Source organism: Enterobacter sp. FW301-JW81 (assembly GCF_058788735.1).
The window spans coordinates 24410-47476 of the sequence record NZ_JBYTBA010000003.1; the positions used below are offsets into that span (position 1 = coordinate 24410).

The 23067-nt window shown below is 56.5% G+C and carries 20 protein-coding genes; 5 read left to right on the forward strand and 15 right to left on the reverse strand.

Going from position 1 to position 23067, the window contains the following annotated elements:
- Positions 1 to 77: 77 nt before the first annotated feature.
- Together lplT and aas are read right to left on the reverse strand one after the other, a co-directional pair.
- Positions 78 to 1271 carry a lysophospholipid transporter LplT gene (lplT, locus tag AC3WOK_RS11115; protein ID WP_492354527.1) on the reverse strand — a complete coding sequence of 398 codons (1194 nt, stop codon included), beginning with the start codon at positions 1269 to 1271 and terminating at the stop codon, positions 78 to 80.
- Positions 1264 to 3423, reverse strand: a complete 2160-nt coding sequence (aas, locus tag AC3WOK_RS11120; RefSeq protein WP_492354528.1) for a bifunctional acyl-ACP--phospholipid O-acyltransferase/long-chain-fatty-acid--ACP ligase — start codon at positions 3421 to 3423, stop codon at positions 1264 to 1266. The genes lplT and aas overlap by 8 nt, the downstream gene beginning before the upstream one ends.
- Positions 3424 to 4048: 625 nt before the next feature.
- On the opposite strand from aas, the gene galR reads away from it, so the two are divergent.
- Complete coding sequence (gene galR, locus AC3WOK_RS11125; protein WP_047347980.1) at positions 4049 to 5065, forward strand: HTH-type transcriptional regulator GalR; 1017 nt, start codon at positions 4049 to 4051, stop codon at positions 5063 to 5065.
- Here the strand turns inward: galR and AC3WOK_RS11130 are convergent.
- The 4 genes from AC3WOK_RS11130 to AC3WOK_RS11145 all read right to left on the reverse strand — a co-directional run bounded on the left by AC3WOK_RS11130 (position 5026) and on the right by AC3WOK_RS11145 (position 9123).
- Complete coding sequence (locus tag AC3WOK_RS11130; RefSeq protein ID WP_063429806.1) at positions 5026 to 5502, reverse strand: GNAT family N-acetyltransferase; 477 nt, start codon at positions 5500 to 5502, stop codon at positions 5026 to 5028. The genes galR and AC3WOK_RS11130 overlap by 40 nt on opposite strands.
- Complete coding sequence (locus AC3WOK_RS11135; protein WP_447856157.1) at positions 5499 to 6272, reverse strand: GntR family transcriptional regulator; 774 nt, start codon at positions 6270 to 6272, stop codon at positions 5499 to 5501. The genes AC3WOK_RS11130 and AC3WOK_RS11135 overlap by 4 nt, the downstream gene beginning before the upstream one ends.
- 90 nt (positions 6273 to 6362) lie before the next feature.
- Entirely contained in the window at positions 6363 to 7790 is a 1428-nt protein-coding gene (locus AC3WOK_RS11140) for a glycoside hydrolase family 1 protein (protein WP_492354529.1), read from the reverse strand.
- Between the two features lie 7 nt (positions 7791 to 7797).
- Positions 7798 to 9123, reverse strand: a complete 1326-nt coding sequence (locus tag AC3WOK_RS11145) for a PTS sugar transporter subunit IIC (RefSeq protein WP_447856159.1) — start codon at positions 9121 to 9123, stop codon at positions 7798 to 7800.
- 300 nt (positions 9124 to 9423) lie between these two features.
- Between AC3WOK_RS11145 and AC3WOK_RS11150 the strand changes: the two genes are divergently transcribed.
- Positions 9424 to 10461 (forward strand): LacI family DNA-binding transcriptional regulator, encoded by a 1038-nt coding sequence (locus AC3WOK_RS11150; protein WP_047347975.1) that lies wholly within the window; start codon positions 9424 to 9426, stop codon positions 10459 to 10461.
- Here AC3WOK_RS11150 and lysA read toward each other — a convergent pair.
- On the reverse strand, positions 10431 to 11693 hold the full coding sequence (gene lysA / locus AC3WOK_RS11155; RefSeq protein ID WP_059311702.1) for a diaminopimelate decarboxylase: 1263 nt from the start codon (positions 11691 to 11693) through the stop codon (positions 10431 to 10433). The two genes, AC3WOK_RS11150 and lysA, sit on opposite strands and share 31 nt — an antisense overlap.
- A gap of 121 nt (positions 11694 to 11814) precedes the next feature.
- On the opposite strand from lysA, the gene AC3WOK_RS11160 reads away from it, so the two are divergent.
- The gene (locus tag AC3WOK_RS11160) at positions 11815 to 12741 is read left to right on the forward strand and encodes a LysR family transcriptional regulator (protein ID WP_059311701.1); all 927 of its coding nucleotides are present in this window, start codon (positions 11815 to 11817) and stop codon (positions 12739 to 12741) included.
- Here the strand turns inward: AC3WOK_RS11160 and AC3WOK_RS11165 are convergent.
- The 7 genes from AC3WOK_RS11165 to AC3WOK_RS11195 form a co-directional block, all read right to left on the reverse strand.
- Positions 12736 to 13428, reverse strand: a complete 693-nt coding sequence (locus tag AC3WOK_RS11165; RefSeq protein WP_492354654.1) for an aspartate/glutamate racemase — start codon at positions 13426 to 13428, stop codon at positions 12736 to 12738. The two genes, AC3WOK_RS11160 and AC3WOK_RS11165, sit on opposite strands and share 6 nt — an antisense overlap.
- A 91-nt stretch (positions 13429 to 13519) precedes the next feature.
- Positions 13520 to 14644, reverse strand: coding sequence for an LPS O-antigen length regulator Wzz(fepE) (wzz(fepE), locus tag AC3WOK_RS11170; RefSeq protein ID WP_059311699.1), 1125 nt, complete (start codon positions 14642 to 14644; stop codon positions 13520 to 13522).
- A 209-nt stretch (positions 14645 to 14853) separates the two neighbouring features.
- Entirely contained in the window at positions 14854 to 16287 is a 1434-nt protein-coding gene (araE, locus tag AC3WOK_RS11175) for an arabinose-proton symporter AraE (protein ID WP_346417728.1), read from the reverse strand.
- Between the two features lie 293 nt (positions 16288 to 16580).
- A complete protein-coding gene (gene kduD, locus AC3WOK_RS11180; protein ID WP_059311697.1) occupies positions 16581 to 17342 on the reverse strand; it encodes a 2-dehydro-3-deoxy-D-gluconate 5-dehydrogenase KduD in 762 nt (253 codons plus the stop codon).
- Positions 17343 to 17405: 63 nt separating this feature from the next.
- Entirely contained in the window at positions 17406 to 18242 is an 837-nt protein-coding gene (gene kduI / locus AC3WOK_RS11185) for a 5-dehydro-4-deoxy-D-glucuronate isomerase (protein ID WP_492354530.1), read from the reverse strand.
- A gap of 236 nt (positions 18243 to 18478) precedes the next feature.
- A complete protein-coding gene (locus AC3WOK_RS11190) occupies positions 18479 to 19657 on the reverse strand; it encodes an acetyl-CoA C-acetyltransferase (RefSeq protein WP_047347967.1) in 1179 nt (392 codons plus the stop codon).
- Positions 19658 to 19750: 93 nt separating this feature from the next.
- Positions 19751 to 20617: a LysR family transcriptional regulator gene (locus AC3WOK_RS11195; RefSeq protein ID WP_059311695.1), complete on the reverse strand. Its 867-nt coding sequence runs from the start codon at positions 20615 to 20617 to the stop codon at positions 19751 to 19753.
- Between the two features lie 105 nt (positions 20618 to 20722).
- Here AC3WOK_RS11195 and AC3WOK_RS11200 point away from each other — a divergent pair, with 105 nt between their 5' ends.
- Together AC3WOK_RS11200 and AC3WOK_RS11205 are read left to right on the forward strand one after the other, a co-directional pair.
- Entirely contained in the window at positions 20723 to 21184 is a 462-nt protein-coding gene (locus AC3WOK_RS11200; protein ID WP_492354655.1) for a multidrug/biocide efflux PACE transporter, read from the forward strand.
- Between the two features lie 119 nt (positions 21185 to 21303).
- A complete protein-coding gene (locus tag AC3WOK_RS11205) occupies positions 21304 to 22533 on the forward strand; it encodes an amino acid permease (protein ID WP_059311694.1) in 1230 nt (409 codons plus the stop codon).
- A 37-nt stretch (positions 22534 to 22570) separates the two neighbouring features.
- On the opposite strand, the gene AC3WOK_RS11210 is transcribed toward AC3WOK_RS11205, so the two are convergent.
- Positions 22571 to 23023, reverse strand: coding sequence for an Lrp/AsnC family transcriptional regulator (locus AC3WOK_RS11210; RefSeq protein ID WP_021242030.1), 453 nt, complete (start codon positions 23021 to 23023; stop codon positions 22571 to 22573).
- Positions 23024 to 23067: the final 44 nt, after the last annotated feature.

A 23067-nucleotide genomic window follows, 5' to 3' on the forward strand; every position in this document is an offset into this window, starting at 1 on the left:
ACGCACGTTGCCGTTTTTAGGGTTTGCGCCCTCTCCCTGTGGGAGAGGGCCGGGGTGAGGGCATCAGGCCGCACATATCAACGCCGACGCTGCCAAATCCACAAGCCCGCAATCGCCAGAGCGAACAGCCCGCCAAATCCGACGCCAATCCCCACCACCGGCGCACCGACTTTTACCGCCAGCGAGTAAAGCCCCAGCATCAACAGCATTGCCAGGTTTTCACCCAGGTTTTGAACCGCGATGGCATTTCCCGCTCCGACGGTCTGCTTGCCACGCTCCTGCAGCAACGCGTTCAGCGGCACCACGAAGAAGCCTCCCAGAATGCCAATCAGGACGAGGAGGACATAAGCGGGCAATAACGCATGCTGCAGGGAAAAAATAAGCACCACGACGCCAATCAGAATTCCAGCGGGCATGCAGCGAGCTACCGTCTCGAGCGTCACCAGCTTCGCCGCAGCGCCGGCCCCAACCACAATGCCGATGGCCACCATCGCATTAAGATAGGTCGGCGTCGCGTTGTCAGTAATCCCCAGCGCCACCGGTACCCACAGGACCAGCAGGAAGCGCAGCGTAACGCCCGCGCCCCAGAACATACTGGTCCCCATCAGGGAGAAACGCGTTTCTCCGTTACGCCACAGCACGCGGCAGGCATTAAAGAAACTGCCGGTCATTGGCTTAAAGCGCCAGGATTGCCCCGGGCGAGCCACCGGGAGCTTTGGAATGAACAGGTTAGCGACGACCGCGCCGCCATACACCACCGCACATACGCCCAGCGCTGCCAGGACATGCCAGTCGGCCAGTACGCCGCCCGCAACGGAGCCAAGCAGGATAGCGGCAATGGTTGACGACTCCATCAGGCCATTGGCTTTCACCAGCTTATCGCCCGTGGTCAGTTCTCCGAGAATGCCATACTTCGCCGGGGAGTAGGCGGCGGCGCCAATGCCCACCAGCGTGTAGCCAATAAACGGATTGAAACCAAAGCAAATGCTGGCGGCCCCCAGCAGCTTGAGGCCGTTGGCAAACATCATCACCCGACCTTTCGGGAAGCTGTCCGCCACCTGCCCCACAAACGGGGCAAAGATAATGTAAGCGCCCACAAACACCATCTGCAGGATCGGCTGACTCCAGTCGGGGTAAAACTCGGCTTTCAGCAGCGCCAGAGTGGCAAACAACAGCGCGTTATCGCCGAATGCAGAGAGAAACTGCGCGGCAATGACGGCCATCATGCCTTTCGACCTCAGTGAAGTGTTAGTGTGTACTGACTCACGCATTTTGCTGCTCCGCCTCTTCAACCATGCCTTTCAGGGTCACGAAATCGGGCTTCCCGCTCCCCAGCACCGGGAGCTGCTTCAGGTAGCGAATATCGCGCGGGACGGCCAGTTCAGGGATACCATGTTCACGCGCATAGCTCAGCAGCCTGTCGCGCTTAAGCTCGCTATCGGTCGTGAACAGCACCAGCGCCTCGCCTTTGCTGGCATCACTTTTCACCACGGTCGCATGCATTTTATCAGCGGATACGGCCGTCGCCAGTTGCTCAACCATTTCCAGAGAGACCATTTCACCGGCAATTTTGGCGAAGCGTTTTGCACGCCCCTGAATCTGAACAAAGCCTTGTTCATCAAAACGGACAATATCACCGGTGTCGTACCAGCCGGTTTCAATCTCGCCGTTGACGTTTTCCGCCGTCGGGACCTCCAGCACGCCGGGGTTTTCCACGCGCAGATAACCGTTCATCACGTTTGGCCCCTTCAGCTGCAGACGGCCGCCGTCCTCAATGCCCGGCACGGCCAGCAGACGCGCATCCATCCCCGGCAGAATTCGGCCAACCGTACCCGGTTTCGCCGCCATCGGCACGTTAATCGAGACCACGGGCGCGCACTCGGTAACGCCATAGCCTTCGAGGATGCGCAGGCCAAACTTGTCCTGCCAAATCTGACGCGTACTCTCCTGCAGTTTTTCCGCGCCAGCCACCACATACCGCACGCGGTAGAAATCATACGGGTTGGCAAAACGCGCATAGTTACCCAGGAAGGTTGAGGTCCCGAACAGGACGGTGCAGTTACGGTCATACACCAGCTCAGGCACGATGCGGTAATGCAGCGGGCTTGGATAGAGGAACACTTCTGCGCCGGTCAGCAGCGGCGTAAACAGCCCCACCGTCAGGCCAAAGGAGTGGAACAGCGGCAGCGCCGACATAAAACGGTCATCCGCGGTAAAGTCAGCAATGCTTTTGATCTGCTCAACATTCGCCAGAATGCTTTTGTGGCTGTGGACAACGCCTTTCGGGTTGCCCTCTGACCCCGACGTGAAGAGTATAATCGCGTCATCTTCCGGCTGCTGTTTGACCTGGGCCAGGTGCGGCATCAGCAGGTGAGCAAAAATCCACAGCTTGTCGCCGGTGGTAACGTCCGCTTTCAGATCTTCCAGGAAGACCCAGCGCACCTGGGTGAGCTGCTCGGGGAGATGCCAGAGCTTGCCCTTGTCCAGGAACTGACGGGAGGTAAAGACGGTATTAATCTGGGCGGCGGTAATGGCGCTGGTCAGCCCTTTCACGCCCGCCGTGTAGTTCATCATTGCCGGAATACGGCCCCGGGAAACCGCACCAAAAATCACCGCCGCGCTGATGCCCGCGTTAGGCAGCATCAGGCCAATCTTTTCGCCCTTCTTGCTGTACTTCTCAAGAATGCGGCCTACAAACAGGGTCTTGGTCAGCAGCTTGCGATAGGTATCCGGGGTAAAGTTGATGTCTTCGATACAGTTTTTCTTCGCGCCGTAGCGGTACTGCGCTGAAAGCAGAGATTCGTACAGCGTTTCGCGCGGACGAACGGCCATACGCGCTTCCATCATAATCTGATGCAGCATTTCCCCGGCGATTTTACGGCGATCGCGGGCGCGCGGCGCGTCGGGCATCGGTAGCGACGTTGGCGGCAGAAGATGCAGCGTGATTTTTGGGAACAGACGCTGTTTCACCCGCCCCTTCAGACGGCTGAAATGGGTCAGCTCTGCGCCTTCAATACGCAGCGGCACCACTGTCGCTTTTGACTTCGCCGCGACAAACCCCGCGCCGTCGTAGATCTTCATCAGTGAACCGGTCACTGAAATGCGCCCTTCCGGGAAAATAACCACCGGACGCCCCTGCTCTACCAGACGCACCAGATGCTTAATCATCATCGGCTTTGTCGGGTCGAGTGGCACAAAATCAATCAACGGCGTGAGCCAGCGCATGTACCACTGCTGGCTGATGGAGGTATACACCGCAAACACCGGACGCACGGGCAAAAACAGCGCCAGCAGGATGCCATCGATAAAGGAAACATGATTTGGAGTGATTAAAACGCGTTCACCGCGAAGCGCCTGGGCATCGCCAGTCACGCGGATGCGAAAGAGAATACGGAAAAGTGTACGGAAGAACCCAAATAGCATCTCAACTCCCTTTGCCAGCCAGTGTGAAGGGTTGATAGTAAATGGTGGCAGATTACACGAGAAGTGATACGGGAGCGACAAGCAAAAATAGAGGCGAAAAAAAACCTGCGCATCCGCGCAGGTTGGTGCAAGAGATGAGTACGAAACCGTACTAAGAATTCTCACCAATCAATACCTCTGGGATCTTGATTTTGGCGGTTGGCACTGCGCTTCGCCAGCAGGAAAACGCAAGGGAATGAGCCTAAGTGCAACCAGGTGTGAATATTCTCTGTTGCTGTTACAGGTTGAACTGTCAGGCAAAAAAAAACCTGCGTAAAAACGCAGGTTGGTGTAAATCGTGTTAATCAACCGGAGCTGATTCCACCTATCAATACCTCTGGGATCTCGACTGTATCAACCTCATTAACGCCCTCGCTATCAGACAATCGCAACAGCCTGAGGCAAAGTGTAACTAAAGGTTCAGATTGACATTCTTCAGACATGACTACGCGTGTAACGATTACACCATCAGGGTTGTCCTGCGTCACGTTTGTGGAGTGCAGAATCCCGCTCCCCTTGAATGCGCGCTGCTTTTCCGCAACACTATTTGGTGTGTAAACGCTTACCCCCAATAAGAAGGTAATGAATGGCGACAATAAAGGATGTGGCCCGTCTGGCAGGCGTGTCGGTGGCAACCGTCTCGCGCGTGATTAACAACTCCCCAAAAGCCAGTGACGCATCACGCCAGGCGGTACAAAGCGCCATGGAATCCCTTAACTATCATCCCAACGCCAACGCCCGCGCGCTCGCACAGCAGTCCACTGAAACCATTGGGCTGGTGGTGGGAGATGTTTCTGACCCCTTTTTCGGCGCCATGGTAAAAGCGGTTGAACAGGTTTCGTATCAGACAGGCAATTTTTTGCTGATCGGCAATGGCTATCACAATGAACAAAAAGAACGCCAGGCCATTGAGCAGCTGATCCGCCACCGCTGCGCGGCGCTGGTTGTGCACGCCAAAATGATCCCGGATGCCGAACTGATTCATCTGATGAAGCAAATCCCCGGGATGGTAATCATCAACCGTATTATTCCCGGGTTTGAAAAACGCTGCGTGGCGCTCGACGACCGTTACGGTGCTTGGCTTGCGACCCGCCATCTGATTCAACAGGGCCATACCCGAATTGGTTATCTCTGTTCCAATCACCCGATTTCTGATGCGGAAGACCGCCTGCAGGGCTATTACGATGCCCTGCGCGAAAACGGTCTACCGTGCAATGACCGTCTGGTGGCCTACGGTGAGCCGGATGAGAGCGGCGGTGAACAGGCTATGACCGAGCTGCTGGGCCGCGGGCGCAATTTCACGGCGGTGGCCAGCTATAACGACTCCATGGCCGCAGGCGCAATGGGGGTGCTGAACGACAACGGGGTGGAGGTGCCGGCAGAAATCTCGCTGATTGGCTTTGATGATGTGCTGGTCTCCCGCTACGTGCGACCGCGCCTGACCACCGTACGTTACCCAATCATCACGATGGCAACGCAGGCCGCCGAGCTGGCGCTAGCGCTGGCGGAGCAACGCCAGCCGCCGGATATTACCCATCTCTTCAGCCCAACCCTGGTGCGCCGTCACTCCGTTGCATCCCCTGCAGAAGCGCAGAGCGAATAGCGGTAAAGGTGTACCGTCTTGTTCGGGTATTCGAGCGCATCGCCAACGTACTGCCAGCCGTAACGTTCATAGAAGTCGCGGCAGGCAGACCACAGATGGAGCTCCTCGAACCCGGCCTGCGCGGCATAGGTCATAACATACTGCTGAAGCTGCCCCGCCAGCCCTTTTCCACGCGCCGCGTCGTCAACGAACAGCGCCGCCAGCCACGGGCAGAGATCCTGTCGGGTGATCAAATCGCAGCGCCAGAGCCCCACCGTGCCGAGAAGTCGTTCGCCTTCAACGGCAATAAAGGTCAAAGGTAATGCTCCCGGCGTCTGGCTGTGCTCAACGATGCTGTGGAAAAATTCACGGGGAAGCCCTTCGCCAAAGGCCTGCCAGATCCAGTCTGTCACCAGCTCCGCATACTGAGGCGCGGCGTAAAGAGGCAAAATCGTCATACCAGTTTCCCCTGGAAAATCGGTACGGACTCAAACAGATAGCCGTCAAAATCTGGCGCATCTTCATCCGAGAGTTCAAGCAAGCTCTTTTTGACATTTTCGAGATGCTGGAACATCGCCTGCCAGGCCCCCATCACGTCACGACGACGGAGCGCCGCAAGGATAGTTTGCCTGTCGCCCAGCCATTTCAGACGGTATGCGCGGCTGGCGATGTGGACATTAAACTGCTGCCATAGCGGGCTGCTGTCCATGTGGTGCCAGATGCTTTCCACCGTCGCCAGCAGCATCTGGTTTTGCGTTGCGCCCGCCAGCACCAGGTGGAACATCTTGTTGTTATCCTGGCTGTGGTCGTCGACGGCTATCGCCCGCTGCTCCTGCTCGATGATTCGGCGCAGGTTGTCGATATCGGCACGTGTTGCCATTTTGGCGGCAAACGCGGCAATATTGCTTTCAAGAAGCTGGCGCGCCTGCAGGATCTCAAACGGCCCCACGTCGCTGTTAAGAAAACGCTCTTCTTCGTTTTCGTGTTCTTCCGGGATGCGCATGACGTACACGCCGGACCCCTGACGGATATCGACCGTACCCTGTAACTCCAGCATCAACAGCGCCTCGCGCACGATGGTGCGGCTCACGCCATAGGTTTCAGCGATATTACGCTCCGGCGGCAGACGGGAACCAACGGGATAGTGCCCCTGGATAATCTGCGCCCGCAAATCCTCGCCAATTTCCTGGTACTGTTTTTTTTCCGGCAGGATGACAGCCTTATCCACGTTACCACCTGTTTTTTCAGTTAATGCGCAGGCCAGGCGTCCTCCCGGCCAGTTTGTAGACTATTTTACCAGAACCCGCCTGGTTTTCGCCTACTTCCATTCATCGTCAACGCCGAGCGTGAGGACGCGGGTATCGCGCAGCTGGCGAAACCAGGTTGCCGATTTTTTCGCTCGCCGGGCGCGGTTATCGTCCAGATCAATCTCAATCAGACCATAGCGATTTTTGAAGGCGTTCATGGGCGAGACATTGTCGGTAAAGGCCCACAGCATATAGCCGTGACAGTTCGCCCCCGCCTCTCGCGCCAGCAGCGCGTAGTAAAGGTGCTCGCTGATAAACGCAATGCGGTAGCTGTCGTCGATGATGCCGTCATCGTTGCGAAACCGCGCTTCGTTTTCTACGCCCATCCCGCTCTCCGCCACGAACCAGTTGATGTTGCGGTATTCCTGCTTAATCCGCATCGCCATGTCGTAGATAATGCGCGGGTAGATCTCCCAGCCGCGAGAGGGGTTCATCCGCCGCCCCGGCAGCTCAAACGGCTCGTAGTAGTACGCCGGGTGGAACGGCGTCTCCGGGTGCCAGGCGCGGGAGGGCGCTTTTACGCGGTGCGGGTAATACAGGTTAATCCCCAGCTCATCAACGGTGTTTTCCGCGATCAGCGCCAGCTCGTCTGCCGTGTAGTCCCACGGAACCTGGTGCTGCTCCAGCAGGGTAAAAAGCGCAGGTGGATAATGCCCGTGCACCAGCGGATCGAGAAAGACGCGGTTGTAGAACAGATCGTACATTTCTGCCGCCCGCACGTCATGCGGCGCGCGGGAGCGCGGATACGTGACTTCCGGGTTAAGAATACAGCCCACCGAGCCGCGGTAGCCTTTGGCACGAAACAGCTTCACTACCTTCGCCGTCGCCAGCACCTTGTGGTGATTCCACTGCATCCAGGTACCGGTGTTCTGCTCGTACGGCCAGCGCAGCGCGTCAAGGTAGACGCGGGTCTGGACCACAATCGGTTCGTTGAAGGTAAACCAGCGGGTCACTTTGCCGTGGAAGCGTTCAAACACCTTTTCCGCATAGCGGACAAACAGCTCAACCACGTGCTTCGACGCCCAGCCGCCGTATTTTTCAAGCAGCACGCCGGGAAGCTCGTAGTGTTCCAGGCAGATCATCGGCTCAATGCCCTGACGGCGCATTTCATCAAACAGGTCGGCGTAATACGCGGCGTACTCCTCATCCACCGTCGCATTTTCATAATCGGTCAAAAAACGGGACCAGTTGATCGAGGTCCGGTAATGCGTCAGCCCCGCCTGCTTCATCAGAGCCACATCTTCGCGGAAGCGATTGATAAAATCGGTCGCCACCGCCGGGCCATAGCCGTTGTGCCAGACGTGACGATCGTTCTTATACCAGAGGTCTATCCACGAATCCTGGCCCGGTCTTTTGCCGCTCCAGCCTTCGGTTTGCCAGGCTGACGCCGCCGCGCCGAGAATAAAATCCTGCGGCAGGGTTATCTTTTTTGTGCTCATCACATCCTCACACGTTATCGGGGGCTTGCTGCAGCGCGGCCTGCTCTGCGCGGCGAGAGGCAATCTTCACAAACGGCAGATAGATAATGACGGCAGTAACGATGCAAATAAGCTGGGTGACCACCGCCCCCATCGACCCTGCAGTTGAAAGCCAGGCGTTAATCAGCGGCGGCGTGGTCCAGGGCACCATCACCACGGCTTTACCGGCAAAACCGGTTACCGTTGCAAAGTAGCCAATCGATCCGGTCACCAGAGGGGTGATGATGAAGGGAATGGCGAGGATCGGGTTAAGCATGATTGGCATGCCGAAGATCACCGGCTCGTTAATGTTAAAGATGCCGGGGCCGATAGAGAGTTTGGCGATCTCCTTCATCTCTTTGCGTTTGGTAGCGATCATCACCGCGATCAGCAAACCGATGGTGAGCCCCGATCCGCCGATGCTCATATACACGTCCCAGAAAGGCATAGTGATGATGTTCGGGACCTCTTTACCCTGCTCGAAGGCGCTCATGTTGACGGTGATCGCCCCCAGCAGCAGCGGCTCGCGGATGGGCTTAATCATCTGGTTGCCATGAATGCCAATCACCCAGAACAGCTGAGCCACAAACATCAGCAGCAGAATGCCCGGCAGACTTTGCACCACGCGCTCCAGCGGCTGTTGCACCACCTGATAGACCGCATCGTAGAGATACATGCCGGTGATTTGATGGAATACAAAGCCGAAGGTGGCAATGGCAGTGGTTGTGATGATCGCCGGGATCAGCGCGGAGAAGGACGCGGCCACGTTAGGCGGCACCGTATCCGGCATTCTGATCTTTAGCCCTTTGCGGTTTTCCAGCCAGCAGTAAATTTCTACCGAAAGAATGGCGATAAACATGCCGAGGAACAGGCTGCGGGTATCGGAGAACTGACGCAGCAGGACATCCTTCACCACGTGCATTTCGCCATCCACCAGCATTTCCACGGTGGTCGGCGTCACGCAGATAAAGCAGATCACCGCCAGCAGGCCGGGGAACAATGATTTTATGCCGTTAATACGCCCCAGTTCGATGCCGATTAAAAACACCGCGCCAATATTGAGGAAATTCAGGGTCGCGTAATTAAGCGCGCTGGTGATCGGTTTCAGCACTGCGAGGAATGACAGGGACTGGAAGCTCGCCAGGCCGTTTTTCGGATCCAGTACCATGTTGGAGATCAGTACCGAAAATGCGCCAACGATGATGACCGGCATTAAGGTAATGAAGGCAGACTTGATCGCCATAATATAGCGATAGCTGTTGAACGTAGTGGCGAAACTGCCCAGAGAATCGATCAGTTTTTCCTGTAATGCCATAGGGTAATACCTCAGTAAAAGGGCTTTTATGGAATAAGAGGGTCAGCCGGATACTATTGGCATACCAAAAATAGCTTTAAGGGGCTTTACGATCTGTGATTAAGCTCTCAACGAGGCAAGAGGTATTCCAGATGAATATTTTTTCCCATTTTGGCATACCACTTAAAGACGTTTATCCCGCGCTCAGCGATCCTTACCAAAAAGCGTGATCGTGGCGGAATTTTTGCGCCTCCCGCGTCGCTTATACGCCGTGAGGTCTGTGTTAAACTGCAGATCATTACGTGGAATCAGGAATGTAGAATGGCAACAATGCTGGATGTCTCACTGCGTGCGGGCGTGTCAAAGGCCACGGTATCGCGCGTGCTGAACGGCACAGGTCAGGTTAAAGAGAGTACGCGCCAGCAGGTGTTTGCTGCGATGGAAGAGCTGGGCTACCGCCCAAACTTTCTCGCGCGCTCGCTGGCAAACCAGACCAGCAACAGCATTGGTCTGGTCGTCTCCACCTTCGATGGCTTTTACTTTGGTCGCCTTCTGCAACAGGCGTCGCGGCAGACCGAAACCCACGGAAAACAGCTGATCGTCACCGACGGCCACGACGCGCCGGAGCAGGAAGAGCAGGCGGTGCAGATGCTGGCCGATCGCCAGTGCGATGCCATCGTGCTTTACACGCGCTATATGAGCGAAAAAGCGATCATCAAGCTGATGAACACCGTGCAAACGCCGCTGGTGGTCATTAACCGTGAAGTCAGCCTGGCGCCGGATCGCTGCGTGTTCTTCGAACAGCAGGATGCCGCGTTTAAGGCCGTGGATTACCTGATCAATCAGGGCCACCGGGAGATCGCCTGTATCACCGTCCCGATCCACACCCCAACCGGGAAAGCGAGGCTGATGGGCTATCGCAAGGCGCTGGAAAAGCACGGCATACGTCTGGACGAGCGTCGGATAAAGTACGGTGATGCGGGAATGACGCGGGGATATGAGCTATGCAAAGAGCTGATTGCCGACGGAGTTTCGTTCAGCGCCCTGTTTGCCTGTAACGATGATATGGCGCTGGGTGCGTCCAAAGCGTTGCACCAGGCGGGGCTGAAAATCCCGCAGGATATTTCACTGTTTGGCTTTGACGATGCCCCAAGCGCGAAATGGCTGGAGCCTGCGCTCTCATCGGTGTATCTGCCTATCGATAATATGATTGTCACGGCCATCGATCAGGCGATCCGGCTGGCAAAAAACCAGCCGGTCGATGCCATCCCGCCGTTTACCGGCACGCTGGTATTACGCGATTCGGTCACCACCGGGCCCTACTTTACTCAAACGAGCTCCAGCGCCAGCAGCTCCTGAATGGTCTGGCGACGGCGGATCAGCCGCGCCTTGCCGTTATCAAACAGCACTTCCGGCAGCAGCGGGCGGCTATTGTAGTTTGATGACATAGACGCCCCGTAGGCTCCGGTATCATGCAGCACGAGATAATCACCCGGCTTGACCTCTGGCAGCGCGCGGGTTTCCACTTTGCCGCCTTCCTGCTGGGTAAACACATCGCCCGACTCACACAGCGGCCCCGCAACGACCGTCTCAACGCGCGGCGCCTGCGTTAAATCGCGGCCGTCGGCAGCCAGCGCCGTAATGTGGTGATAGCTGCCGTACATCGACGGACGCATCAGATCGTTAAAACCTGCGTCAATCAACACGAAGTGGCGAGACCCCATCTCTTTCACGCTGCGCACCTGCGAAACCAGTACGCCTGCCTCGGCTACCAGGAAACGACCCGGCTCAATTTCCAGCTTCACCGCGTGGCCCAGATGCGCGGCGATTTGGTCACGCGCGGCGCTCCACAGGCCGTAATAGTGATCGGTATCGATCGCCTCTTCCCCTTCGCGATAAGGAATAGAGAGACCGCCGCCGGCAGAGATCGCCTCCAGATCCTGACCAAAATCGACCACCTGGCGCACCATCGCCCCGCACACCTGCTCGAGGTGGCCGTAATCCACGCCCGACCCAATGTGCATATGAATACCCACCAGCTTCAGGCCGTAACGCTGGAGCACCTCCAGCGCAGCAGGCATATCGGCATACCAGATCCCGTGCTTGCTGTTTTCACCGCCGGTGTTGGTTTTTTGGCTGTGCCCATGACCAAAGCCCGGGTTCACGCGCAGCCAGACGCGGTGGCCAGGAGAAACCTGTCCAAGCTGCTCCAGCATATCCACAGAGCCCGCATTCACCGGGATCTGCAGTTCGTGGACGCGCGCCAGGGTGGCATCGTCAATCACATCGGCGGTAAAGACGATCGCATCGCTGTCGGCTTTCGGATCGAATCCGGCCGCCAGCGCGCGCTCGATTTCGCCGAGCGAAACGGAGTCAACCTTTACTCCCTGCTCACGCATCAGGCGCAAAATATGGATATTGGAGCACGCCTTCTGGGCAAAGCGCACCACGTCAAACTGATGCAGTGCCGCAATTTTCTCGCGAACGATCTGCGCGTCGTAGACCCAGACGGGGCAGCCAAACTCGGCAGGCAGGCGCAGGAGGTTATCAGCGTTCAAATCGGTATCGGTCTGGTTCAGCGGGCGTGGCATGGTCTTCTCCGGATAAAGGCGTTTTGATGATTACGCCACAGCGTGAAGAGAATAAAAAATATCGTTTTATCGCGAGTCTATGCAAAAATGATATGGATACCATTACGCCTTCAGGTGACCTATGCCCGCCGTCAACTTACGCCACATCGAGATTTTTCATGCCGTCATGACCACCGGCAATCTCACCGAAGCCGCGCAGATGCTGCATACCTCGCAGCCGACGGTGAGCCGCGAGCTGGCGCGCTTCGAAAAGGTGCTGGGGCTGAAGCTGTTCGAACGTACCCGAGGCAGGCTTCACCCGACGGTGCAGGGGTTACGTCTGTTCGAAGAAGTACAGCGCTCCTGGTACGGGCTGGACAGAATAGTGAGTGCAGCGGAAAGCCTGCGCGAGTTTCGTCAGGGCGAGTTATCCATCGTCTGTCTGCCCGTCTTTTCGCAGTCGTTCCTGCCCATGCTGCTGCAGCCTTTTCTGGCCCGGTATCCGGAGGTCAGCCTCACCATCGTGCCGCAGGAATCGCCCCTGCTGGAAGAGTGGCTTTCGGCACAGCGTCATGATTTAGGGCTAACCGAAACCCTCTCCACCCCAGCAGGAACGGAACGCCTGGAATTGCTCTCTTTAGATGAAGTGTGCGTTCTCCCCGCCGGGCATCCGCTTGCCGGTAAGGCGGTGCTCACGCCAGAGGATTTTCATGGGGAAAACTACATTAGCCTGTCGCAGACTGACAGCTACCGGCAGCTCCTGGACACCCTGTTTGCCGAGCATCAGGTAAAACGGCGAATGGTTGTGGAGACGCACAGCGCGGCCTCGATTTGCGCAATGGTGCGGGCGGGCGTCGGCGTCGCGGTCGTTAACCCGCTTACGGCGCTGGACTATGCCGGAAACGGGATTGTCATCCGCCGCTTTAGCGTTTCCGTCCCGTTCACCGTTAGCCTGATTCGCCCGCTGCACCGTCCGGCTTCCGCGCTGGTGGAGGCTTTTACCGAACACTTGATTGAGCACGCCCGTCAGGTGGCGCTTCGCTTACCTGACCTGCAAAACCCGTTATGACAGCATAAACTCCACGGCGTCCGCTGCATGGATGGCGGCGGTATCAAATACCGGGACGGGGCTTCGAGCGGCCGGCACCAGCAGGCCAATCTCGGTGCAGCCGAAAATTACGCCTTCTGCCCCCTGCTGCGCCAGCTTTTCAATCACGCTGACGTAATACGCCCGGGAAGACTCGCTGAAGGTACCGAGGCAGAGTTCGTCAAAGATAATCTGGTTGATGCGCGCCCGGTCGGCCTCATCCGGGATCAGGCTTTCGATACCAAACTCATCCTGCAAACGCCCGCGATAAAAATCCTGTTCCATGGTGTAGCGCGTGCCCAGCAGCGCCACGCGCTTCATCCCGGATGCCGTAATTGCACGCCCGGTCGCGTCAGCGATATGCAGGAACGGCAGCGAACAGCGCGCCTCGATATGCGACGCCACTTTGTGCATGGTATTGGTACAAAGCAATATCCCCTCGGCGCCGGCACGCTCCAGTCCCAGCGCAGCCTGGGCCAGCATCTCCCCGGCTTTATCCCACTCGCCGCTCGACTGGCAGGCTTCGATTTCATGGAAATCAACGCTGTGCAGCAGCAGGCTCGCGGAATGCAGACCACCCAGGCGCTGCTTTACCCCTTCGTTAATCAGGCGGTAATACGGGATTGTCGATTCCCAGCTCATTCCACCTAACAGGCCAATCGTTTTCATCATCCCTCCTTATCTCTGGTCTCTCTTTCTAGCACAAGCAACGCCAATAAAAAAAGGCGCTGTATTCAGCGCCTTTTTTAAACTGCAGAGTTTATTCCGTCACCGGCTCCGGCAGCGGATTACGGGTGAGCATCGCTTCGCGCAGTAAAACGCTACCGCAGGCAAACAGCCCGCCCAGGATCGCCGACAGAAGGACAATCAGGGCTTTACCCGGGCCATCTTTTTTCACCGGCATAGAAGGAGAAAGCTGGTACCTGAATGGCTCAAGCTGGACATCGGCAAAGGAGAGTTTTTTCAGCTGTGCCAGATAGTATTCCCGGTTCTGGAAATCCGCATTCAGCTCGGTCACATCCTTCAGATTTTTTTCAATCTGCAGTTTTTGCGCAATCCCGTCAGCGCCGAGCGCAACAGAGTAATCAGGATCATCCTTCACCGCCTGGCCGTTGCTGTAAACCGGCTTCTTGATACCTGCAGCATTCGCCACTGACAGCGAATAATTCAGTCGCTGCAGGTTGGTATTGTGAATATTGGTCAGGCGGACGCGATCCAGCTCCAGCTGCTGCTCAACGGCTTTCGTTTTCAGAGCGATCTGGCTGCGGATATTCTGCACCGTCTCTTTCTCGACAATCGCTGCGATATAATTGATATATCCCTGCAGGACGGATTGGGCATCGCCCGCTGTCGGCGCGGTAAAGCTTAATGTCCAGGAGACATACGGCATTTTATCCGCATCTTTTGCCTGAGTGTCGTTCACCGCTTTCATTCTTTCTGAGATGTTGACTATCGCCCGATGCAGCTCAAGCGGGTCCACCTCGGCGCCTTCCAGCTGCGACGTCACGTAAGGAGAGGTTTTCATGTACTCTTCGAGCAATGACTGAGACTGAAACTTTTTGATAAACAGGTCAAAGACTTCCGGGCGGGAAATTTTCGCATCCACGTCAAGCACCTGTAACGCAACCAGCATCTGGCGCAATGGGTTCCACTGCAGCTCTTCTGCCTGCGTGATCACGGCTTTACTGGTCCATTTCTGCGGCAGCAAAAATGAAACGGCAAGCCCTACCAGGGTGAACGCAAGGGTAACGGCAACGATGCGCTTTTTCGCCGCCAATAGCACCTGAACCAGTCCCAAAAGATCTATCTCTTTAGCGTGTACAACCGGGGTGGCATAACGGGGAAAATCAAGATCTGTGCTTTTTTTGATATCCATCTCAGACATAGGCATTTTTCTTTTTAGGATGCGTTTCATTTTGCGCAAATAATAGCGGTGGTCCGATGATACATTATCCTAAGAATTATCTTAAGTTCAAATCCCCTATATTTATCTCCCCCTGCCAGAGTTGGTAGTGAGTTTCATTACGTAACTATTGTAATAAAGCACTGACTTACCAACTCTGACTGTATTAAACGCTTAAACAGGCCAGACGATCACACGCCGATATTGCGCAGTTTCTCTCCTGCCATCAGCTTGCGCTCGATATGTTCCAGCGTCACGCCTTTGGTTTCAGGAATCAGCCAGAACGTGACGCCAATAAACGCCACGTTCAGCACCGTGTAGAGCCAGAACGTTCCCGCCGCGCCAATCGCGTCCAGCAGGGTCAGGAAAGTCGCACCGATGATCATGTTGGACACCCAGTTGGTGGTCGTGGAACAGGTGATGCCAAAGTCACGGCATTTGAGCGGCTGAATTTCGGAGCACAGGATCCACACCACGGGCGCGGCGCTCATCGCGTATCCTGCAATACACATCATGGTCATACCGACAGAGAGCCAGGAGAGACCGCTTGAGGCCGTGCCGTTATCAAACTGCATCAGGCAGTAGCCGAGGATCAGCGTGCCGAGCGCCATCACGCTGAAGCCAATTTTCAGCGCCGGCTTACGTCCGGCTTTATCCACGGTGAATACGGCGATAAAGGTAGCGAACATGAAGGTCAGCCCGACCACCAGGGTGGCTATCATCTGCTGTTCCGTGGTGGTGAACCCGGCCATTTTGAAAATGCGCGGCGCGTAGTACATGATGATGTTCATGCCGGTGAATTGCTGCATCGCCTGCAGCAGCATGCCGAGGAAGACCGCGCGGCGCACGTTGCGGTTGATTTTGAATAACGCCCAGCCCCCCTGCTTCAGCTTCAGGCTTTCGCGGATCTCATTCAGCTCTTCGCGCGCTTTTTCCGAGGTGTCGCGCAGCATGCGCAGCACCTCTTCCGCCTCCACGTGGCGCCCTTTTTGCGCCAGCCAGCGCGGACTGTTCGGCAGGAAAACCACCAGCACGATCAGCACCAGTGCCGGTAGCGCCAGCACGCCCAGCATTGCGCGCCAGTTGCCGCTGTAGCTGAAGTACGTGTCGGACAGGAACGCCAGCACAATACCCAGCGTGACCATCAGCTGGTACATGCTGATCATCTTCCCGCGCACGTTCTCACTCGCCATTTCGGAGAGATAAAGCGGCGCCGTATAAGAGGCAATCCCCACCGCCACGCCCAGCAGCACGCGGGAGAGCAGCAGCACTTCAACGTTCGCGGCAAACGCGGAGCCAATGGAGCCCGCAACAAACAGAACCGCTCCGACCATCAGGCTGTATTTGCGCCCCAGACGAAACGAGAGCCAGCCGTTGAACAGCGCGCCGATAGCCGCGCCGAGCATCATGCTGCTCACCACCCACTCCTGCAGGCGGCTACTCAGGGTAAAGTGATCGGTAATAAACGGTAATGCGCCGGCAATCACGCCGATATCCAGCCCGAATAACAGGCCCGCCACGGCGGCGGCGATGGAGACAAACTGATTCATGCGGCGCGTATCGCGCAGCGCCGCGGGCATAAGGGTAGAGTCATTTATTGATGTCATGGTTTCCTGCCTGAACAGTGAAATGCGTTAACTGAAATTACGAGATAGCGAGAAAAAGTGTCAGGTGGGAAAAGGTGAAGATATGGATTATTTCGCTGCGACATAGCGATCTGTGATGGACATTACAATTTCAACTAACGCTGAATAATCACATTATTTTACTAATTCATTCATTTTTCAGAATTAAAAGTGTGATGGCAGTCATTCATGATTTTTTAGTATGGATTTTTCGTGTTTATCCATATGGACTTTGACAATTTTTGAGCAAAAAAAACCTCCGCCCGAAAGCAGAGGTGTCTGCCCGAAACGAGCTACCGCGCCAGCCAGCCGCCGTCGACCGCTACGGTGTAGCCGTTGATATAGTCCGATGCCGACGAGGCCAGAAAGACCACTGGCCCCATCAGATCGCGCGGGAGGCCCCAGCGCCCCGCCGGAATGCGGTCGAGGATTTCCGCGCTGCGCTGCTCGTCTGCGCGCAGCTGCTGCGTGTTGTTGGTCGCCATGTAGCCCGGCGCAATGGCATTCACATTGATATTATGCTTCGCCCATTCGTTCGCCAGCAGGCGGGTCACGCCCATCACTGCGCTTTTGGACGCGGTGTAAGACGGCACGCGGATGCCGCCCTGGAACGAGAGCATGGAGGCAATATTAACGATCTTGCCGCCTTTCCCCTGGGCAATAAAATGCTTTGCCGCCGCCTGGGACATAAAAAATACGCTCTTGATGTTCAAATCCATCACGTCGTCCCAGTCGCGCTCGCTGAAGCTGATCGCATCTTCGCGGCGAATCAGCCCGGCATTGTTCACCAGAATGTCGATATGCCCGAATTCAGCCACCGCGCGATCCAGCAGTTCAGGAATGGCGTCGATTTTACGCAGGTCAGCGGTCAGGCTCAGGAAACGGCGGCCCAGTGCGGTCACGCGCTCGATGGTTTCCGTTGGCTCAACAATGTTGATACCCACGATATCGCAGCCCGCTTCCGCCAGGCCTAACGCCATCCCCTGCCCCAGCCCGGTGTCACACCCGGAAACCACGGCCACTTTACCCTGCAGAGAGAATGCATCCAGAATCATGTTTGTTCCTTACTCTTTGAGAGCCTGTCACTCACAGGCAGGTTTTTACTTTACCGCCCGCGACTAGCGCAGATCGCTGACCGCAAGGTGGTCCATGTCATCAAAGACCTGGTTTTCCCCCACCATTCCCCAGATAAAGGTATAGGCTTTCGTCCCTACGCCGGAGTGAATGGACCAGCTCGGCGAAATCACCGCCTGCTCGTTGTGCATCACGATATGGCGCGTTTCCTGCGGCTGTCCCATCATGTGGAACACGCAGGCGTCCTCTTCCATATTGAAGTAGAAGTAGACTTCCATCCGGCGCTCGTGGGTATGGCACGGCATGGTGTTCCACAGGTTGCCCGGCGCAAGCTCGGTCAGTCCCATGCTGAGCTGGCAGGTCTCCAGCACGTCCGGCACGAAGTACTTATTGATGGTGCGGCGGTTGCTGGTGAGGTTGTCGCCAAGCGTGACGGGCGCGACGTCTGCCGGGGTCACTTTTTTGGTTGGAAAGGTGACGTGAGCCGGCGCGCAGTTGTAGTAAAACTTCGCAGGCCTGCTGCCGTCGATGCTGGCAAAGACCACGTCTTTCGCACCTTTACCCACGTACAACGCCTCGCGATGACCAATCTCATAGCATTGTCCGTCTACGGTGATGGTGCCCGGCCCGCCGATGTTAATCACGCCGAGCTCGCGACGCTCGAGGAAATAGCTTACCCCCAGCTGTTTACCGACTTCGCCGCCCACGGAGACGGCTTTCGCGACGGGCATAATCCCGCCCACGATAATGCGGTCGATATGGCTATAAACCATGGTGTACTTATCGGCCTCGAACACCTGCTCGACTAAAAACGCATTGCGCAGCCCCTGAGTATCCAGCGTTTTGGCGTGCGCACTGTGGATGCTTTCTCTGACGTCCACGGTAACCTCCAGATGTGGTCATGCCCGAAGGCAGAAAATAAACGAAACAGCGTTCCGTTTTCGTATTGAACACATACTATCGGCATAAAGTGGGCTTTTCAATTATATTTAAAACATCGTTTCATTTTTATTTTTGTTTATCGCGAAAATGATGTGCGGATCACGATATAACCGCCGGGAGAAAAAAAGCACGATAAAAAAAACCTCCCGGAGGAGGTTTTTTCAGTGAGGAAAGATTAACGTTCGATGGCCAGCGCCACCCCTTGCCCACCGCCTATACAGAGGGTGGCAATCCCTTTACGGGCGTTGCGCTTTTTCATTTCGTGGACCAGCGAAACCAGGATTCGGCACCCGGACGCGCCGATAGGATGCCCCAGCGCGATCGCCCCACCGTTAACGTTGACCCGCAGCGGATCCCACTCCAGCATTTTGCCGACCGAGATCGCCTGTGCGGCAAAGGCTTCGTTCACCTCAATCAGATCCACATCAGCGAGCTGCCACCCCGCGCGATCCAGGCAGCGGCGCGTCGCGTAGACCGGCGCAATCCCCATTAGCGCAGGATCAACCCCCACGCTGGCGAAGGCCTTAATGCGGGCTAACACGGGAAGGTCGAGTTCGAGGGCTTTGCTTTCGCTCATCATCATGACGGCTGCGGCACCGTCGTTAATAGAAGAAGCGTTTCCCGCCGTGACCGAGCCCTGCGTTTCAAAAGCCGGATTCAGCCTCGCCAGGCCTTCCGCGCTGGCGTCGGTGCGCGGCTGTTCATCGGTATCCACGACGATAACCTCGCCGCTCTGACGCCGGGTGCTGACCGGGACAATTTCGTCGCGAAAACGCCCGGAATCAATCGCCGCGCGCGCTTTTTGCTGCGAGCTTAGCGCATACGCGTCCTGCAGCTCACGGCTAATGCCGTACTCGCGCGCCAGGTTTTCCGCCGTCACGCCCATATGGTAGTCGTTGAACGCATCCCACAGCCCGTCATGCACCAGGCTGTCGAGCAGCTGGCTGTTGCCCAGCTGCGCGCCGGTACGGCTGTCGGTCAATACGTGCGGCGCGCGGCTCATATTCTCCTGTCCGCCGGCGATGACCACGTCCGCTTCGCCGCACTGAATGGCCTGCGTGGCGAGATGCAGCGCTTTTAATCCTGACCCACAGACGTCGTTGATGGTAATGGCGGAAACGGTATTGGGCAGCCCGCCCTTCAGCGCGGCCTGGCGCGCAGGGTTTTGCCCGGCGCCGGCCGTGAGCACCTGTCCCAGGATCACCTCATCCACTTCATGTGCTGCGATCCCGCTGCGTTCCACCAGCGCTTTCACCACCACGCTGCCCAGGTCAACCGCCGAGTGACGCGCAAGCGCTCCCTGAAAACAGCCGATAGCTGTACGCAACGCACCCACTATTACGACATCTTTCATCACGACCTCTGTGTTAAATGACATGACGATAGTAGAGGATTGTTACTGGCAATTATCTTAATTGTTTAAAAATAGTGAGTTTAATCACAAGGATCAGCGCGCATCCTGCAGATACTGCCGCAGCCAGCTTCCGGCCACGCCGGGAGGGGATCGTTTATTCCACAGCAGATCGATGCCGATCGCCCGCGGCCAACCTGGAACATTAAGCTGTACCAGAGATTTCGCGGCGGCAAATTCATCCACCAGCGCGCACGGTAGCACGCACCAGCCAAATCCCTGTACCGCCATACTCAAGAGTAACAGGTAATTTGGTGCTGACCAGACGGGCCCGCGCGCGATCTCAGCCTCGCGCTCAAGATAGGTGCTAAGCCGCAGCTCCCGCCAGCCGTGGAGCTCGTCATGCTGAACGTCATCCTGACCGGCCAGCGGGTGCGTGGTCGAGACATAAATCGCCATGCGGGTCTGCATCGGCAGCCGGGTGGCGCCGATATCGGTGGGATAGCCGTCTCGCGCTTCCGTCAGACCAATCTGCGCTCGCTCTTTTTGCAGCAGATCGATCACGTCCTCCTCCTCGCCAATCAGACATTCGAATTCCGTATGGGGGAAGCGCGCGTCAAACTGTTTCATCATCTTTTCCAGCACGTCCGGGTTGAGGGTATCGGAAAGGACAAACGTCAGGCGCGCCTCCGTTTGCGCCGTGAGCGACACCGCCAGCTCATCCAGCCGCGTGCTGGCGGCAAGGATGGCCTGCACGTAGCCCAGCACCTGTTCCCCCTGAGCCGTTAACACCGGCTGGCGCGCCGAGCGGTCAAACAGCTCGAATCCCAGGTCGGCTTCAAGATTGGCAATAGACGTGCTGATCGTCGACTGGCTTTTACGCAGCCGGCGTGCGGCTGCCGAAAAAGATCCGGCCGCAACGGTCTCAACAAAGGCGGTAAGGGCTTCGGGTGAATAACGCATAACCTATCTACTTTAGCGATGGATACTATCTTTAATATATCAGCTTTACCGATGAAAATAGGCTGCATCAACGCCCATACCGGCGAATTAATGAGGCCTATGACTATGCAACATCAGGATGCACTCCAACGTAAACTGCCGGAGCGGATCTTTCACGCTGTGTGTTTCGAAGGGATCGCAACGGCGCTCCTCGCCCCCACGGCGGCGTGGCTTATGCAGCGTTCCGTGGTAGAGATGGGTGGGTTGACCATTATCCTGGCCACTACGGCTATGGTCTGGAACATCATTTATAACTTCGGCTTCGACCGTTTCTGGCCGGTTCAGCGCGTGAAACGTACGGCGAAAGTGCGTGCGCTGCATGCGCTGGGGTTCGAATGCGGCTTTATTGTGATTGGCGTATCGATTGTTGCCGCCGTCCTGGGCGTCACGCTGCTTCAGGCATTCACACTGGAAATAGGTTTCTTCCTGTTCTTCCTGCCGTACACCATGTTCTACAACTGGGCGTACGATAGCCTGCGCGAGAAATTCCTTAAGCGTCGCCAGCAACGGCGCGCCCTGGCAGGCTAAACCTCCTCTGGCCGGACGCCCGTTCCGGCCAGTCGCCTTCGAAGCAACTGCGCTCTCCACGCATAACTATGGTAAATTGCACTCCATTCCGATGGTTTGATAGTTGAAACGTTGCTCTAATGTCGAAAATTTGGTCAAAAGATGAGACTCTCTGGAGTTTCGCTCTCTACGGCACGGCCGTGGGCGCAGGAACGCTTTTCCTGCCCATTCAGCTGGGCTCCGCAGGCGCTATTGTCCTGTTTATTACCGCCCTTGTGGCCTACCCATTAACCTACTGGCCGCACCGGGCGCTGGCGCAATTTATCCTGTCGTCAAAAACAAAAGGTAATGAAGGGATCACCGGCGCCGTCTCGCATTACTACGGCAGGAAGATTGGCAATCTGATCACCACGCTCTATTTCATCGCCTTCTTTGTGGTGGTGCAGATTTATGCGGTGGCCATCACCAACTCGTTAACGGAGCAGCTGGCGAAACGCCTGACGGTAGACACCACCGTTCGCGTGCTGGTCAGCCTTGGCGTGGTGCTGGTTCTGAACCTGATCTTCCTGATGGGGCGGCATATCACGATAAAGGTGATGGGCTTCCTGGTGTTTCCGCTAATTGCCTATTTCCTGTTTGTTTCGCTCTATCTGACCGGCAGCTGGCAGCCCTCGCTGCTCACCAGCCAGATGGCGTTCGATCGCCATACTCTGCATCAGGTGTGGATTTCGATTCCGGTGATGGTGTTCGCGTTCAGCCATACCCCGATTATCTCGACGTTCGCCGTTGACCGCCGCGAGAAGTTCGGGGACGAGGCCATGGCTAAATGCAAGAAAATCATGAAGGTGGCGTACCTGATTATCTGCCTGAGCGTGCTGTTCTTCGTCTTCAGCTGCCTGCTCTCTATCCCGCCTTCGTACATTGTGGCCGCCAAAGAGGAAGGGGTAACAATCCTGTCGGCGCTATCGATGATGCCCTCTTCTCCGGCCTGGCTGGGCATTTCCGGGATTATCGTGGCGATTATTGCGATGTCGAAATCGTTCCTCGGCACCTATTTTGGGGTGATTGAAGGGGCAACGGAGATCGTGAAGTCGTCGCTCAATCAGGTGGGTGTGAAAAAGAGCCGCGCCTTTAACCGCGCGATTTCCATTATGGGGGTGTCGTTAATCACCTTTGCAGTCTGCTGCATTAACCCGAACGCCATTTCGATGATTTACGCCATCAGCGGCCCGCTTATCGCCATGATCCTGTTCATCATGCCGACGCTGTCGACGTATCTCATCCCCTCGCTGAAACAGTACCGCTCCATTGGCAACCTGCTGACGCTTATCGTCGGCGTGCTGTGCGTGTCGGTGATGTTTGTCGGCTAATTCCCTTTCCTGCCCGGCGCGCTGCCGGGCAGGCCATTTATAGCGGAAAAGGCCTGTCCTGCACCACCGTTTTCATAACAAGCGTTGAGCGAAGATGCTGCACGCCGGGCATGGCGGAGAGCTTCTCGTCGTAAAGCTTCTGGAAAGCGGAAAGGTCGCGGGTCACGACGTGCATCAGATAGTCAGGATCGCCAAACAGGCGCTGGGCCAGCACGATCTGCGGGATCTCTTCCACCGCCTCTTCAAACGCGCTAACCGCCTTGCGGTCACCCTCTTTCAGCGTCGCAAACACTATCGCCAGGAAGTTAAACCCCATTTTGGCGGGGTCGAGGCTGGCCCGGTATCCCGTTATGGCCCCGCTTTGCTCCAGCGCCCGCACGCGACGATGGCAGGGCGAGAGGCTCAGATTCACCCGCTCAGCCAGCTCGGTAAGCGACAGGCGGCCATCAGACTGCAGCTCAGCAAGAATTTTTCGATCGATGCTATCCATGTGGAAGATTTTCTCAATTTAACCGTGTTATGAGCATAACATTG